This is a genomic window from Cupriavidus sp. SS-3 (genome assembly GCF_035818815.1).
Lineage (GTDB): Bacteria > Pseudomonadota > Gammaproteobacteria > Burkholderiales > Burkholderiaceae > Cupriavidus > Cupriavidus taiwanensis_C.
The window spans coordinates 1-12879 of sequence record NZ_JAYLVT010000015.1 but is presented as its reverse complement, the minus strand read 5'-3'; the positions used below and the strand labels follow the sequence as shown (position 1 = coordinate 12879).

Annotated in this window: 15 protein-coding genes; 10 read left to right on the top strand and 5 right to left on the bottom strand. The window is 68.7% G+C overall.

All coding sequences use genetic code 11. The annotated features are described in order from the left end of the window. Positions 1 to 22: 22 nt before the first annotated feature. Genes fabG through mpl form a run of 4 tightly spaced genes read right to left on the bottom strand, consistent with a single transcriptional unit; the run spans position 23 to position 3436 of the window. Positions 23 to 763, bottom strand: coding sequence for a 3-oxoacyl-ACP reductase FabG (fabG, locus tag U9J39_RS21290; protein ID WP_115688020.1), 741 nt, complete (start codon positions 761 to 763; stop codon positions 23 to 25). Next, entirely contained in the window at positions 760 to 1425 is a 666-nt protein-coding gene (locus tag U9J39_RS21285; RefSeq protein ID WP_116313059.1) for a chorismate--pyruvate lyase family protein, read from the bottom strand. Before U9J39_RS21285 ends, fabG begins: the two co-directional genes overlap by 4 nt. Beyond that, on the bottom strand, positions 1422 to 2036 hold the full coding sequence (locus U9J39_RS21280; protein WP_116313060.1) for a YqiA/YcfP family alpha/beta fold hydrolase: 615 nt from the start codon (positions 2034 to 2036) through the stop codon (positions 1422 to 1424). The genes U9J39_RS21285 and U9J39_RS21280 overlap by 4 nt, the downstream gene beginning before the upstream one ends. An 11-nt stretch (positions 2037 to 2047) precedes the next feature. After that, the gene (gene mpl, locus U9J39_RS21275) at positions 2048 to 3436 is read right to left on the bottom strand and encodes a UDP-N-acetylmuramate:L-alanyl-gamma-D-glutamyl-meso-diaminopimelate ligase (RefSeq protein ID WP_326347977.1); all 1389 of its coding nucleotides are present in this window, start codon (positions 3434 to 3436) and stop codon (positions 2048 to 2050) included. 185 nt (positions 3437 to 3621) lie between these two features. Here mpl and U9J39_RS21270 point away from each other — a divergent pair, with 185 nt between their 5' ends. The 10 genes from U9J39_RS21270 to U9J39_RS21225 all read left to right on the top strand — a co-directional run bounded on the left by U9J39_RS21270 (position 3622) and on the right by U9J39_RS21225 (position 12382). Next, on the top strand, positions 3622 to 4311 hold the full coding sequence (locus U9J39_RS21270; protein ID WP_116313062.1) for a UDP-N-acetylmuramate--alanine ligase: 690 nt from the start codon (positions 3622 to 3624) through the stop codon (positions 4309 to 4311). 35 nt (positions 4312 to 4346) lie between these two features. Then, the gene (locus U9J39_RS21265) at positions 4347 to 4895 is read left to right on the top strand and encodes a TlpA family protein disulfide reductase (protein WP_115710802.1); all 549 of its coding nucleotides are present in this window, start codon (positions 4347 to 4349) and stop codon (positions 4893 to 4895) included. A 196-nt stretch (positions 4896 to 5091) separates the two neighbouring features. Continuing rightward, a complete protein-coding gene (aroQ, locus tag U9J39_RS21260; RefSeq protein ID WP_116313063.1) occupies positions 5092 to 5589 on the top strand; it encodes a type II 3-dehydroquinate dehydratase in 498 nt (165 codons plus the stop codon). 167 nt (positions 5590 to 5756) lie between these two features. Next, positions 5757 to 6224 (top strand): acetyl-CoA carboxylase biotin carboxyl carrier protein, encoded by a 468-nt coding sequence (accB, locus tag U9J39_RS21255; RefSeq protein WP_115681129.1) that lies wholly within the window; start codon positions 5757 to 5759, stop codon positions 6222 to 6224. 240 nt (positions 6225 to 6464) lie between these two features. Further along, positions 6465 to 7817, top strand: a complete 1353-nt coding sequence (gene accC, locus U9J39_RS21250) for an acetyl-CoA carboxylase biotin carboxylase subunit (protein WP_115710804.1) — start codon at positions 6465 to 6467, stop codon at positions 7815 to 7817. A 51-nt stretch (positions 7818 to 7868) separates the two neighbouring features. Continuing rightward, on the top strand, positions 7869 to 8762 hold the full coding sequence (prmA, locus tag U9J39_RS21245; RefSeq protein ID WP_115710805.1) for a 50S ribosomal protein L11 methyltransferase: 894 nt from the start codon (positions 7869 to 7871) through the stop codon (positions 8760 to 8762). Between the two features lie 9 nt (positions 8763 to 8771). Next, entirely contained in the window at positions 8772 to 10193 is a 1422-nt protein-coding gene (locus U9J39_RS21240) for a DUF3426 domain-containing protein (RefSeq protein WP_116313065.1), read from the top strand. Between the two features lie 98 nt (positions 10194 to 10291). Then, positions 10292 to 10792 carry a thiol peroxidase gene (tpx, locus tag U9J39_RS21235; RefSeq protein ID WP_115681133.1) on the top strand — a complete coding sequence of 167 codons (501 nt, stop codon included), beginning with the start codon at positions 10292 to 10294 and terminating at the stop codon, positions 10790 to 10792. A gap of 127 nt (positions 10793 to 10919) precedes the next feature. Next, a complete protein-coding gene (locus tag U9J39_RS21230) occupies positions 10920 to 11867 on the top strand; it encodes a carbohydrate kinase family protein (protein ID WP_012353878.1) in 948 nt (315 codons plus the stop codon). A 38-nt stretch (positions 11868 to 11905) separates the two neighbouring features. After that, a complete protein-coding gene (locus U9J39_RS21225) occupies positions 11906 to 12382 on the top strand; it encodes a hypothetical protein (RefSeq protein ID WP_115710808.1) in 477 nt (158 codons plus the stop codon). 256 nt (positions 12383 to 12638) lie between these two features. On the opposite strand, the gene U9J39_RS21220 is transcribed toward U9J39_RS21225, so the two are convergent. Then, a partial coding sequence (locus tag U9J39_RS21220; RefSeq protein WP_326347976.1) for a hypothetical protein occupies positions 12639 to 12879 on the bottom strand: 241 nt, incomplete at its 5' end.

Here is a 12879-nt window from a genome sequence, read left to right as displayed (position 1 = left end):
CCGGTCCGGCCGCCCGCCGGGCTCAGAGCGACATGCCGCCGCTGGCCTCGATCGCCACGCCGTTGACGTAGCTCGCATCATCGCTGGCCAGGAAGGCATAGATGCTGGCGATCTCGGCCGGCTCGGCCAGCCGGCGCAGCCAGCAAGACGACTTCATGCCGTCCAGCACCTTGTCCGGCACGGTCTGCAGGATCTCGGTGTTGACGAAGCCCGGGCACACCGCGTTCACGCGCACGCCCTTGGGGCCCAGCTCGCGCGCCCAGGTCTTGGTGAAGCCGATCACGCCGAACTTGCTGGCCGCGTAATTGGTCTGGCCGAAATTGCCGTACAAGCCGACCACGCTGGAGGCGTTCAGGATCACGCCCTTGCCCTGCTCGGTCATCAGCCCGGCCACCGCCTGCGCACAGTTGAATACGCCCTTCAGGTTGACGTCGATGACGGCATCGAACTGGGCCTCGGTCATCTTGGCCAGGCGCGCGTCCTTGGTGATACCGGCGTTGTTGACCAGGATATCGACACGCTCGTGCGCGGCCAGCACGGCGGCGACCATGGCGTCGACCTCGTCGCGGCGCGTCACGTCGACGCGGTAGGCCGATACGGTGGCGCCGGTGGCCGCCAGCCTGGCGGCGGCCTCGCGCACGCGCGCTTCCTGTACATCGCACAGCACGACGATGGCGCCGTCTTCGGCAAAGCGCTGCGCGGTGGCAAAGCCGATGCCGGCGGCGGCACCGGTGATGATGGCAACCCGACCCTGCAGTTTCATCTCGTGGTCTCTTTCTTGGTTTCGGTAGTGTGTGTCGAAACAGGGCTTCGGTCTGTCGTCCGCATGTATTTGGGATGCGGAACCGCCTCGGTCCCCGGGGATGGCCGCGACAGCAGGTCCGGCAGGAACACTTCTGTCACGAGCATGACGCCGTCGCCGCGCCGGAACACCGAGCGCCGCGCGGTCAGCATGGGCACTGACGCCATGGCCGGCAGCACGCGGTGCAGGGCCTGGCGCAGCGGGTGGTGCGGCAGCAGCCGCGCAAACTGGAACGGCTCGCGCCGCACCGCCGGATCGACGAACAGGCGCCCGCCCAGCGGACGCTCGCCCAAGCCGCGCAGGAACGGCCAGTCGCGGCGCGCATGGCGCAGGCGCACCACGGTGTGGGCGAACACGGCGGGAATGTCGTCGCAGATCAGCAGGACCTCGCGCGTCAGCGCGGGGGTGCGGTCCGGCTGACCCAGCGCCTGCCATTCGTCGGCGAGCGGGCGCTGCGGCGCCTGCAGCAGGCGCGCCACGCGAAAGCGCGCGGAGGCAGCCACCAGCCGCGCCGTCAGCGAGCCGTCATCGCCGGTGACCCAGCGCCGCAGGTTGGGCGGGATGGCCGCGTCGAAGGCAAGGTGCGGGCTCCAGCCGCAGCGGCGCACGGACTGCGCGCTCATGCCGCGCCGGTGCCGGCCGGCGTCTTGCCGCCGGGGCCATAGCCGCAGAAGGCGAGGACATCGTCGACGTAGTCGGCAAACTCGCTGATGCCGTGGTCGCTGCCCTCGATCACGCGGATCTTCGCGCCGGGGCAGGCATCGACCATTTCGCGGTAATCCAGCACCTCGTCGCCGGTGGCCGCGATCAGGTAGTAGCGTTCGGGCCGGGTGAGGGTGTCCACGCGCAGGTCCAGCAGTTCCTGCAGGTGGCGGCGTTCGACCGTGACCGAACCGCCGCCGTGCCACAACGGCTGTTCGCCCAGGTAGCTTTCGAGGTCGGTCCAGGGATGGATGGCGGGATTGAGCAATACGGTCTTGCAGCCGTGCCGCTCGCCCAGCCAGCGCGCATAGAAGCCGCCCAGCGACGAGCCGACGATGGCGATTTCCTGGTCGCCGCCCGCTCGCGCGGCGCGGATCGCCGCCTCGGCCTGGGCCACGGCCAGCGCCGGTGAGACATTGAGCGTGGGGCAGGCGTAATAGCGCCCCACGCCCCACTCGCGCATGCGTGCCTGCACCAGCTGGGCCTTGAACGACTGGGGCGAAGAGCGGAATCCGTGCAGATACAGCAGCATGGCGGGTCCGGTCAGCCGGCCGTGCCCTGGGCCAGCGCGTCCAGCAGCTTCTGGTGCACGCCGCCAAACCCGCCGTTGCTCATCACCAGTACATGGTCGCCCGGCCGCGCCGCGGCGCGCACCGCCTGCACCAGCGCGCCCAGGTCCTGGAACGCGGTCGCCGTAGCGCCCAGCGGCGCCAGTGCTTCGGCCAGGTCCCAGCCCAGCGCGTCCTTGCCGGCGGGAGCGCCGTAGCCGAACACCAGGTCGGCCTGCTCCAGGCTGGCCGGCAGCTGCGCCTTCATCACGCCCAGCTTCATGGTGTTGGAACGCGGCTCCAGCACCGCCAGGATGCGGGCATTGCCGACGCGGCGGCGCAGCCCGTCCAGCGTGGTCTGGATCGCGGTGGGATGGTGGGCGAAGTCGTCGTAGACCGTGACGCCGCCGGCCACGCCGCGCACCTCCATGCGGCGCTTGACGTTGGCGAAGCGCGACAGCGATGCGATCGCCTGCGCGGCCGGCACCCCGACATGGCGCGCGGCGGCGATCGCGGCCAGCGCGTTCATGCGGTTGTGGGTGCCCTGCAGGTCCCACACCACCGTGCCCTCGACGGCGTCGCCGAACCACACATCGAATGCGTCCTTGCCCGGCGCCGCCTCGCTGCCGGCAGCGTCGCTCTCGCGCCAGTCGCCGACGCCGAACTGCTCCACTTCGCTCCAGCAGCCGCGCTCAAGCACGCGCGCCAGGCTCTCTTCCACGCCATTGACGACGATCCGGCCCTGGCCTGGTACGGTGCGCACGAGGTGATGGAACTGGGTCTCGATCGCGGCCAGATCCGGGAAGATGTCGGCGTGATCGTATTCCAGGTTGTTCAGGATGGCGGTGTGCGGGCGATAGTGGACGAACTTGCTGCGCTTGTCGAAAAACGCGGTGTCGTACTCGTCGGCCTCGATCACGAAGAAGTCCGATTCCGTCACGCGCGCCGAGATGCCGAAGTTCTGCGGCACCCCGCCCACCAGGAAGCCGGGGTTGTAGCCGGCATCCTCCAGGATCCAGGCCAGCATCGAGGTGGTGGTGGTCTTGCCGTGCGTGCCGGCCACCGCCAGCACCCACTTGCGCGCCAGCACGTGCTCGCCGAGCCATTGCGGGCCCGACACATAAGGCAGGTTGCGGTCGAGGATGGCTTCCATCAGCGGATTGCCGCGCGAGACCACGTTGCCGATCACGAACAGGTCCGGCTTCAGCGACAGCTGCGCTGGGTCAAAGCCCTCGATCAGTTCGATGCCCTGGGCTTCGAGCTGGGTGCTCATCGGCGGGTAGACGTTGGCATCGCAGCCGGTGACGCGGTGGCCAGCCTGCTTGGCCAGCACCGCCAGGCCGCCCATGAAGGTGCCGCAGATGCCAAGGATATGAATATGCATGGGTTCCCGGAAAGACTTGAAGCCCGCAGGCGTGGGGATTCGGGCCCGGCGGCGCGGCGGCTGGGTTGGAGCCTTGCGGCGCGGCGGCGGCCGGGCAGGAAGCCTCCGATTGTACCCGAGCGCCAGCGCCCTTCGCTGCACTGCGGCAGCGCGCGCGGCGGCATACGCCTCCGGTATCATGGGGCATGAACCGACGTACCGCCCCAGACCCCACCCGCCTGCGCGAGGAAATCGCCCAGGCCGCCGCCCGCATGATTGCCGAGGACGGTGCCGACTACGCCACCGCCAAGCGCAAGGCAGCGCGCCAGGTGCTGGGCGAACAACGCGTGCCGGGCGAATGGCTTCCCGACAACGAGCAGGTCGAGGCCGAGGTGCGCGCCTACCAGGCGCTGTTCCACGCCGACAGCCAGCCGCGCGTGCTGGCGCTGCTGCGCCGGCTGGCGGTGATGGCAATGCAAGACCTGGCGCCGTTCCGGCCTTACCTGGTCGGCGCGGTGCTCAATGGCACCGCCACGGAGCACTCCGACATCTATCTGCAGTGCTTCTGCGACAGCGCCAAGGATGCCGCGCTGCACCTGATCAATGCCGGGGTCGACTTCGAAACCAGCGAAAGCCGCCACTTCGGCGGCCGTGGCGAGGTCGAAACCCTCAGCTTCCTGTGGAAAGGCCAGTGGCCCGACCGCCGCGAGGCGCGTCTGCTGGCCGGCGAGGTCCGCGCGGAACTGGGTGCGCCAGTGGGCATCCATATAGCCCTGTATGATGCGGTCGATGAACGCGGCGCCATGCGGGCAGACGCCTCCGGGCGCGCCGTACGCGCCGATGTGCAGGCCGTGCAAGCCCTGCTCGATGCCGCTGACGGCGCCGGCAACGCCTGAAGCCCTTCTTATCTTTACCGGTCCCCAGCCATTCCATGACTGAAACCATCGCCCCGCCCGCCCGCCGCTCCCGCCTCTGGTTGTGGATCGCTGTCGCCGTGATTGCCTGTGCCGCCGGCGCGCTGGCCGGGCATTTCGTTTTTTCGCCCAAGCCAGCCAATGACCAGGCCGTGGAAACCTTGTTCCAGTCGCGGCTGCCCGACCCGGCTGGCACGGAACTCGATCTTGGCAAGCTGCGCGGCAAGACCGTGGTGGTCAACTTCTGGGCCCCCTGGTGCGGACCTTGTGTAGAGGAAATGCCGGAACTGACCGCCCTGCATGAGGAGTTCAAGCATCGCCAAGTGGAATTTGTCGGCATCGGTATCGATTCCGCGGCCAACATCCAGCAGTTCACGCAGAAGGTACCGGTTGCGTATCCGCTGGCCGTGGCTGGCTTCGCCGGCACCGAGCTGTCCCGCAATTTCGGCAACAGCGCAGGTGGCCTGCCCTATACCGTCGTCATCAATCCGGACGGTTCGGTGAAGTATCGCAAGATGGGCCGCGTCACCGCGGACGAACTGCGTGCCGTGCTGCCGCGCACTTGATTCACTTCATCCGCGAACATCGGGTAATTTCGGCTTTCCTGATGGATTTGTCTCGGCTGCGGAGTGCTTTGGTGCGAAAGTGCTCAAAGGGCCGCCAAGAGCGCGCAGGGGTCGCCGAGGCCTGTATCCCGTGCTAGACAAATCCCTCTAAGCTACGGTAATCTCCGCGCAATTTCGTTGATCTGGTCGAGCCGCCGTGACTGCATCCCGCTCTATCCGTCGCTCACCCCGCTACCGCAAGGTGCTGGTCCTGCATGGGCCCAACCTTAACCTGCTGGGGACGCGCGAGCCGGAGACCTACGGGCACACCACGCTGGCCGATATCGACGCGGCCCTGTCCGAACGCGCGGCGAAAGCCGGCGCGTCGCTGGAGACGTTCCAGTCCAACCACGAGGGAGCGCTGGTCGACCGCATCCACGCCGCCCGCGCGGAAGGGGTCGAGTTCATCCTCATCAACCCGGCTGCCTATACGCATACCAGCGTGGCGCTGCGCGATGCGCTGGCCGGCGTGGCGATCCCGTTCGTCGAGGTGCACCTGTCGAACGTGCACCGGCGCGAAAGCTTCCGGCACCACTCGTACTTCTCGGACGTGGCGGTCGGGGTGGTCTGCGGGCTTGGCTGGCAGGGTTACCTGCTGGCGCTGGACTATGTACTGGGCCAGGAGCAGCCTCCACCCGAGAGTTCGGGGAGCTGAACCCCCACAAGGATTTTTTCGACAACCTGCGCGCGCCGCCCGGCGGCCTGCGCCCGTTGGCGTGCCTCGGCACGGCGGGTGCGGATTTCCGGTGGCCGGCACAACGATTGTTCCGCCACGGCCCGTCCCGGGCAGCGGCGGAAAACCCGATTCAGGAGGATAAAAAGATGGACCTGCGCAAGCTGAAGACGCTTATCGACCTGGTGGCCGAATCCGGCATCTCCGAGCTGGAAGTCACCGAAGGCGACGGCAAGGTACGCATCGTCAAGCAACCGCCGCAAGTCATCGCCGCGCCGATGGCCATGCCGCAGATGCAGGCCCTGCCCGCCGCCGCGCAGGCCGCGGCCGCCCCGGCCAGCGCCGCAGCACCGGCTGCCGAGCCGGTTGCGCAGCTTCCCGCCGGCCATGTGGTGACCTCGCCGATGGTGGGCACCTTCTACCGTGCCCCGTCGCCGGGCGCCGCGCCCTTCGTCAACGTCGGCGACACGGTCAAGGAAGGCCAGACCGTCTGCATCATCGAAGCCATGAAGCTGCTCAACGAGATCGAGTGCGACAAGGCCGGCGTCATCAAGGAAATCCTGGTCGAGAACGGCCAGGCGGTGGAATACGGCCAGCCGCTGTTCGTCATCGGCTGATCCTGACCGGCATGCCGGGCCCATGCTGCAGCCGCCCGCGCCAGCGGTCCACTGCGGCCCCTGCCCGCACGGCATGCCGGGGCGCTTCCGCGCCACGGACGCTGTTCGCGGCCCGTTCCGTGCAGTTCCATGCAGTTCCCGCAGTCTCGCCGCCCGGATGGCCACAGGCCATCGCGGCGCGCGCCCGGCGCGCCATGGCGCCACGCAGCGGGACCGCTACTGTTCTCGCAGAGAGAGACCATGTTTGAAAAAATTCTGATCGCGAACCGCGGCGAAATCGCTCTTCGCATCCAGCGCGCCTGCCGCGAGCTGGGCATCAAGACGGTCGTGGTGTACTCCGAGGCCGACAAGGAGGCCAAGTACGTGCGCCTGGCAGACGAAGCCGTCTGCATCGGCCCGGCCCCGTCGCCGCTGTCGTACCTGAACATGCCCGCCATCATCTCGGCCGCCGAGGTGACCGATGCGCAGGCCATCCACCCCGGCTACGGCTTCCTGTCCGAGAACGCGGACTTTGCCGAGCGCGTGGAAAAGTCCGGCTTCGTCTTTATCGGCCCGACCGCCGACAGCATCCGCCTGATGGGCGACAAGGTCTCGGCCAAGCAGGCCATGATCAAGGCCGGCGTGCCGTGCGTGCCCGGCTCGGACGGCGCCCTGCCCGACGATCCGAAGGAAATCCTGGCGACCGCGCGCCGCGTCGGCTACCCGGTGATCATCAAGGCCGCGGGCGGCGGCGGTGGCCGTGGCATGCGCGTGGTGCATACCGAAGCCGCGCTGATCAACGCCGTCAACATGACGCGCGAAGAAGCCGGCCGCGCCTTCGGCAATCCCGAGGTCTACATGGAGAAGTTCCTCGAGAACCCGCGCCATGTTGAAATCCAGATCCTGGCCGACCAGCACAAGCAGGCCATCTGGCTGGGCGAGCGCGACTGCTCGATGCAGCGCCGCCACCAGAAGGTGATCGAGGAAGCCCCCGCGCCGCACATTCCGCGCCGCCTGATCGAGCGCATCGGCGACCGCTGCGCCGAGGCCTGCAAGAAGATGGGCTACCGCGGCGCCGGCACGTTCGAATTCCTGTACGAGAACAACGAGTTCTACTTCATCGAGATGAACACGCGCGTGCAGGTCGAGCACCCCGTCACCGAGATGATCACCGGCATCGACATCGTGCAGGAGCAGATCCGCATCGCCTTCGGCGAGAAGCTGCGCTTCCGCCAGAAGGACGTGCAGTTCCGCGGCCACGCGATCGAATGCCGCATCAACGCCGAGGACCCGTTCAAGTTTACGCCGTCGCCGGGGCGCATCACCGCCTGGCACATGCCCGGCGGCCCGGGTGTGCGGGTCGACTCGCACGCGTATGATGGTTACTTCGTCCCGCCCAACTACGATTCGATGATCGGCAAGATCATCACTTACGGCGCCACGCGCGAGCAGGCTATCGCCCGCATGCGCATCGCGCTGTCGGAAATGGTGGTGGACGGCATCCAGACCAACGTGCCGCTGCACCGCGAGCTGATGATGGACGCCAACTTCGTCGAGGGCGGCACCAGCATCCATTATCTCGAGCATCGGCTGGCAGAACGCGCGAAGGCCTGAGCATCGGCCTGAGCATCGGCCTGAGCAATAGGCAGCAACAGAAGGAAGCCCGTGGCATTTCAGGAATGTGTGATCGAAGTGGCGCAGGACCAGGCCGAAGCCTGGTCCGACGCCCTGTTCGACCTCGGCGCGCTGTCGGTTTCGGTGGAAGACGCCGACGCCGACACGCCCGACGAGCAGCCGCTGTTTGGCGAGCCCGGGCTGGAACCGAAGCAACTCGCGTGGAACCGCTCGCGCGTGGTCGCGCTGTTCGGCGACGACGCCGATCCGGCCGTGGTGGTGGCAGCCGCCGCCAACCAGCTCGGCATCGACCCGGTGCCGCCGTACCAGCTGCGCGCGGTCGAGGACCAGGACTGGGTCCGGCTGACGCAATCGCAGTTCGAGCCGATCCGCGTGGGCGAGCGCATCTGGGTGGTGCCGTCGTGGCACGACGCGCCCGAACCCGACGCCGTGGTGCTGGAGCTGGACCCGGGCCTGGCCTTCGGCACCGGCAGCCACCCCACCACGCGGCTGTGCATGCAGTGGCTGGAACAAAACCTGAAGCCAGGCGAGACCGTGCTCGACTACGGTTGCGGCTCCGGCATCCTGGCGATCGTGGCGCGCAAGCTGGGCGCGGGCGACACGGTCGGCATCGACATCGACCCCAACGCCGTGGAAGCATCGCGCTACAACGCCGAACGCAACCACGTCGAGGCCTCGTTCGCGCTGCCGGAATCGGTGTCCGACGCCAGCTACGACCTGGTGGTCGCCAATATCCTGTCCAACCCGCTCAAGCTGATGGCGGCCATGCTGAGCGCGCGCGTGCGCGCCGGCGGGCGGCTGGTGCTGTCCGGCGTGCTCGAGCGCCAGGCCGAGGAAGTCGCCGCGGCCTACGCACCCTGGCTGCCGCTGACGGTATGGCGCAGCGAGGAAGGCTGGGTCTGCCTGCACGGCATTCGCCCCTGATTCCGCCAGATGGCCGCCGTCAAGCTAGTCACGCGCTGCCCGGCCTGCCGCACCGCCTTCCGGCTGGTCGCCGACCAGCTGCGGCTGCGCCAGGGGCTGGTGCGCTGCGGCCAGTGCGAAACGGTGTTCGACGCGCGCGAGCACCTGATCGAGATTCCGCTGCCAGCGGGCACCACTGCGGGCAGCGCCCCGGCACCGGCACAGAAACCGGCAGCGACCGCCGCACCTGCCCCCGCTGCAGCTGAATCCACCGCGCCGCCCGCCTCATCATCCGCGGCACCCGCGCCGACCCCGACTCCCGCTTTCACACCGACCATCGACCCCGGCTACGACGTGCCGGCGCTGGATGCGCCGACCATGCTGATGTCGTCGCCCGAGGACATCGCCGTGCCGCCGCAGGCCGGCATGGACGATGCCGAGATCGAGCGCGCGCTGCGCGAAGCCAACGCAGCCGTCGCCGACCGCGATGCGCGCGACGCGCAGCGAGAGGCTGCCAGCCCGGTGGCCGAAGCGGCCCCGGCACCGGCGGCACAGCCGCCCGCCCCGGCAGCCGCCTGGCCGGCGCTCGATCACGGCACGCTCGATAGCCCGGTCGAAAAACCCGCTGCGCCGGTCCCCGGCGCCATCCCGAGCGCGAGCGAATTCCTGCGCGCGGCATCGGCCGATCAGGCATCCGAGCCGGCGCCGTGGCCAGATCACACGCAACGCCCGGCCGACCAGGCTCCGGCCGCCACGCCGCCGAACGCATTGCCCGCCGTCGGCGAGCAGGACGAAGCGCGCTCCGCCGGCCCCGACACCCTTGCCAGCGTCACCGGCGGCGCGGTCGCGCGCGAGCAGGCGACGCGCCGCTGGGTCCGCGCCGAAGCACCGGCCGGCCCGGTGTTCGCCCCTGACTTCCTGCGGCACGCGCGCGAGCGCGAGCGTGAACGCCAGCCGCGCCGGCCCATTGCCGTGCCCGGCGCCGCGTGGCGCGTGGCAGCCGTGGTACTCGCCATCGCCGCGCTGCTGCAGCTTGCGTACCTGGGGCGCAGCCAGCTCGCCGGGCACTTTCCGATGCTGCGCCCGGCACTCGAGGCGGCATGCGCGCCGCTGGGCTGCACGGTGCCGCCGTGGCGCGACATCGATGCGCTGCGCATCGAGACCTCGCAGCTGCAGCGCCAGGATGAAGGCGGCGACACCTACCTGCTGGCCGTCACGCTGCGCAACCTGGGCCGCGCCAGCACCGCGCTGCCGGCGATCGAGCTGGTGATGACCGACCTGCAGGACCAGCTGCTGCTGCGACGGGTGCTGCAGCCCGCGGAATACCTGGAACCGTCGCAGCAGGCCTTTGCCGCGCAAGGGCTGCGCGCGGGCATGGAGCTGCCGGTTCGGGTACGATTCCGGACGCAGCAGGCGCCAGCCAACTATCGCGTGCTGATTTTTTATCCCTGAATTCCTGGCCCGCCGCCGGACCGAATCCGAGTCTTGCAGCGAGCCTTGCCCCCGCTCCGGACCGCAACCGGAAACCCATCAGATATCAAGGAGTAGACATGAGCAACGTCACCCTCGGCGGCAACGCCATCGAAGTCGCAGGCAAGTTCCCGCAAGCCGGCGACAAGGCCCCGGCCTTCTCGCTGGTCGGCAAGGACCTGAAGGACGTCACGCTGGCCGACTTCGCCGGCAAGCGCAAGGTGCTGAACATCGTCCCGAGCCTGGATACGCCGGTGTGCCAGGCGTCCGCGCGCAAGTTCAACGAAGCCGCCAGCGGCCTGGCCAACACCGTGGTGCTGACCATCTCCGCCGACCTGCCGTTCGCCATGGGCCGCTTCTGCAGCGCCGAAGGCCTGGCCAACGTGGTGCCGCTGTCGACCATGCGCGGCGCCGAGTTCAAGGGCAACTATGGCGTGGACATCAAGACCGGCCCGCTCGCCGGCGTGACCGCGCGCGCCGTGGTGGTGCTGGACGAGAATGACACCGTCAAGTACAGCCAGCTGGTGCCCGAGATCAAGTCCGAGCCCGACTACGACGCCGCCCTGGCCGCGCTGAAGTAACAGGCGGCGCGCCTGCGATGTCAGCGGCCGCCCGCGACCACGGGGCGGCCGCTTCTGTTTTCTGCGTTACTGCTTCTGCCCGCGAGGGCGCCGATCCACCGAAACCAACCCGACACCTGGAGAGAGCATGGCCAGCCTGATCTGCGGCTCCGTCGCCTACGACACCATCATGACGTTCGACGGACGCTTCCGCGAACACATCCTGCCGGACCAGATCCACATGCTGAACGTCTCGTTCCTGGTGCCCGGCATGCGCCGCGAGTTTGGCGGCTGCGCCGGCAACATCGCCTACACGCTCAAGATGCTGGGCGGCGATCCGGTGGTGATGGCCACCGTCGGCATCGACGCCGAACCCTATCTGGAATACCTGCGCAAGCTGGAGATCCCCACCGGCCACATCCGCGTGCTGCCGGAGACCTTCACCGCGCAGGCCATGATCACCACCGACCTGGACAACAACCAGATCACCGCCTTCCACCCTGGCGCAATGAGCCAGTCGCAGCTGAACCACGTCAAGGACGCGCTGGGCGGCGCGCAGGCACCGAGCCTCGGCATCGTTGCGCCCGACAGCCGCGAAGGGATGCTGCACCACGCGCGCCAGTTCGCCGAAGCCGGCGTGCCGTTCATCTTCGACCTGGGCCAGGCCATGCCGCTGTTCAATGGCGACGACCTGCGGGAGTTCGTTGAACTCGCCAGTTACGTAACCGTCAATGACTACGAGGCGCAGGTCCTGCTGTCGCGCACCGCGTGGACCAGCGCCGAGGTTGCCGCCAAGGTTCGTGCCTTCATCGTCACGCACGGCGAACGCGGCGCCAGCATCTTTGCCGATGGCCGCCAGTACGCGATCCCGGCCGTCGTGGCCGAGCGCATCGTCGACCCGACCGGCTGTGGCGACGCCTTCCGCGGCGGCCTGCTCTTCGGCATTGAAAACGGATTAGACTGGGAAACGACCGGCCGCCTCGCATCGCTGATGGGGTCGGTCAAGATCGCGCAGCAGGGTCCGCAGAACCACTGGTTGTCGCGCGACGAAATCGGCAACCGGTTCCAGTCTGCATTCGGGTACCGCTACGCCTGACCTGCGGCCGGCGCGTGGCGAATTTTTCGGGAACTGACATGAACAACACGCTACGCGGCGGCGCGCTTGCCGTCCTTGGGGCGGCCCTGGTTGCCACGCTGGCGGCCGGCTGCGCCACGCAATCCAATTCCAACAGCGTCTACGGCACCGGCCAGGCGCAGCGTGAGCAGACCGTGCGCTACGGCGTGGTCGAAGGCATCCGCGAGGTCACCATCCAGGGCGGCCAGACCGGCGCTGGCACGCTGGCCGGCGGCGCCATCGGCGGCATCGCGGCCGGCAGCACCATCGGCGGCGGCAACGGCGCGGTGGCGGCGGGCATTCTCGGTGCGGTGCTGGGCGGCATCGCCGGCAGCGCGGCCGAGAACAAGATCAACCAGCGCCGCGCGCTGGAGATCACCGTGCGCCTGGACAACGGCGAGATGCGCGCCATCACGCAGGAGGCCGACGAAGCCTTCCGCCCTGGCGAACGGGTGCGGCTGCTGTCCTCCGGCGGCGTGACCCGCGTCACGCACTGACGGCCGCGCAGGCCCTCACCCAAGGCGCACCCCGGGCGCCGTACCCGCAAGGGTGCGGCGCTTTTTCTTTGGCCGCTCTGGCGGACGTGGCCCGCGTGCGCCCATGAAAAAACCCGCCGGGCGGTTGCCATCGGCGGGTCGGCAAGACTCAGGTGTCTTGCGGACCGGATACGCGGTATCCGGTCATGCAGGCACGACTTGCGTGCCGTGGTGGTTCCTTGCGGAACAGCTAAGGTCCACGCCGTGGCGGCGCAGCTTACGGACGGTTGCCCGTCGGGAACGGCCAGGCAGCAGCCGGGTTCAGCGCGGTCTTGGCAGCCGAAGCGGGAGCAACGGCAGGGGCCGCGGCAGGCTTGGCGGCAGCCTTCTTGGCAGCCGGCTTCTTGGCAGCAGCCTTCTTGGCGGCCGGCTTCTTCGCAGCAGCCTTCTTGGCCGGCGCAGCCTTCTTGGCAGCGGCCTTCTTGGCGGGCGCCTTCTTGGCGGCTGCCTTCTTGGCC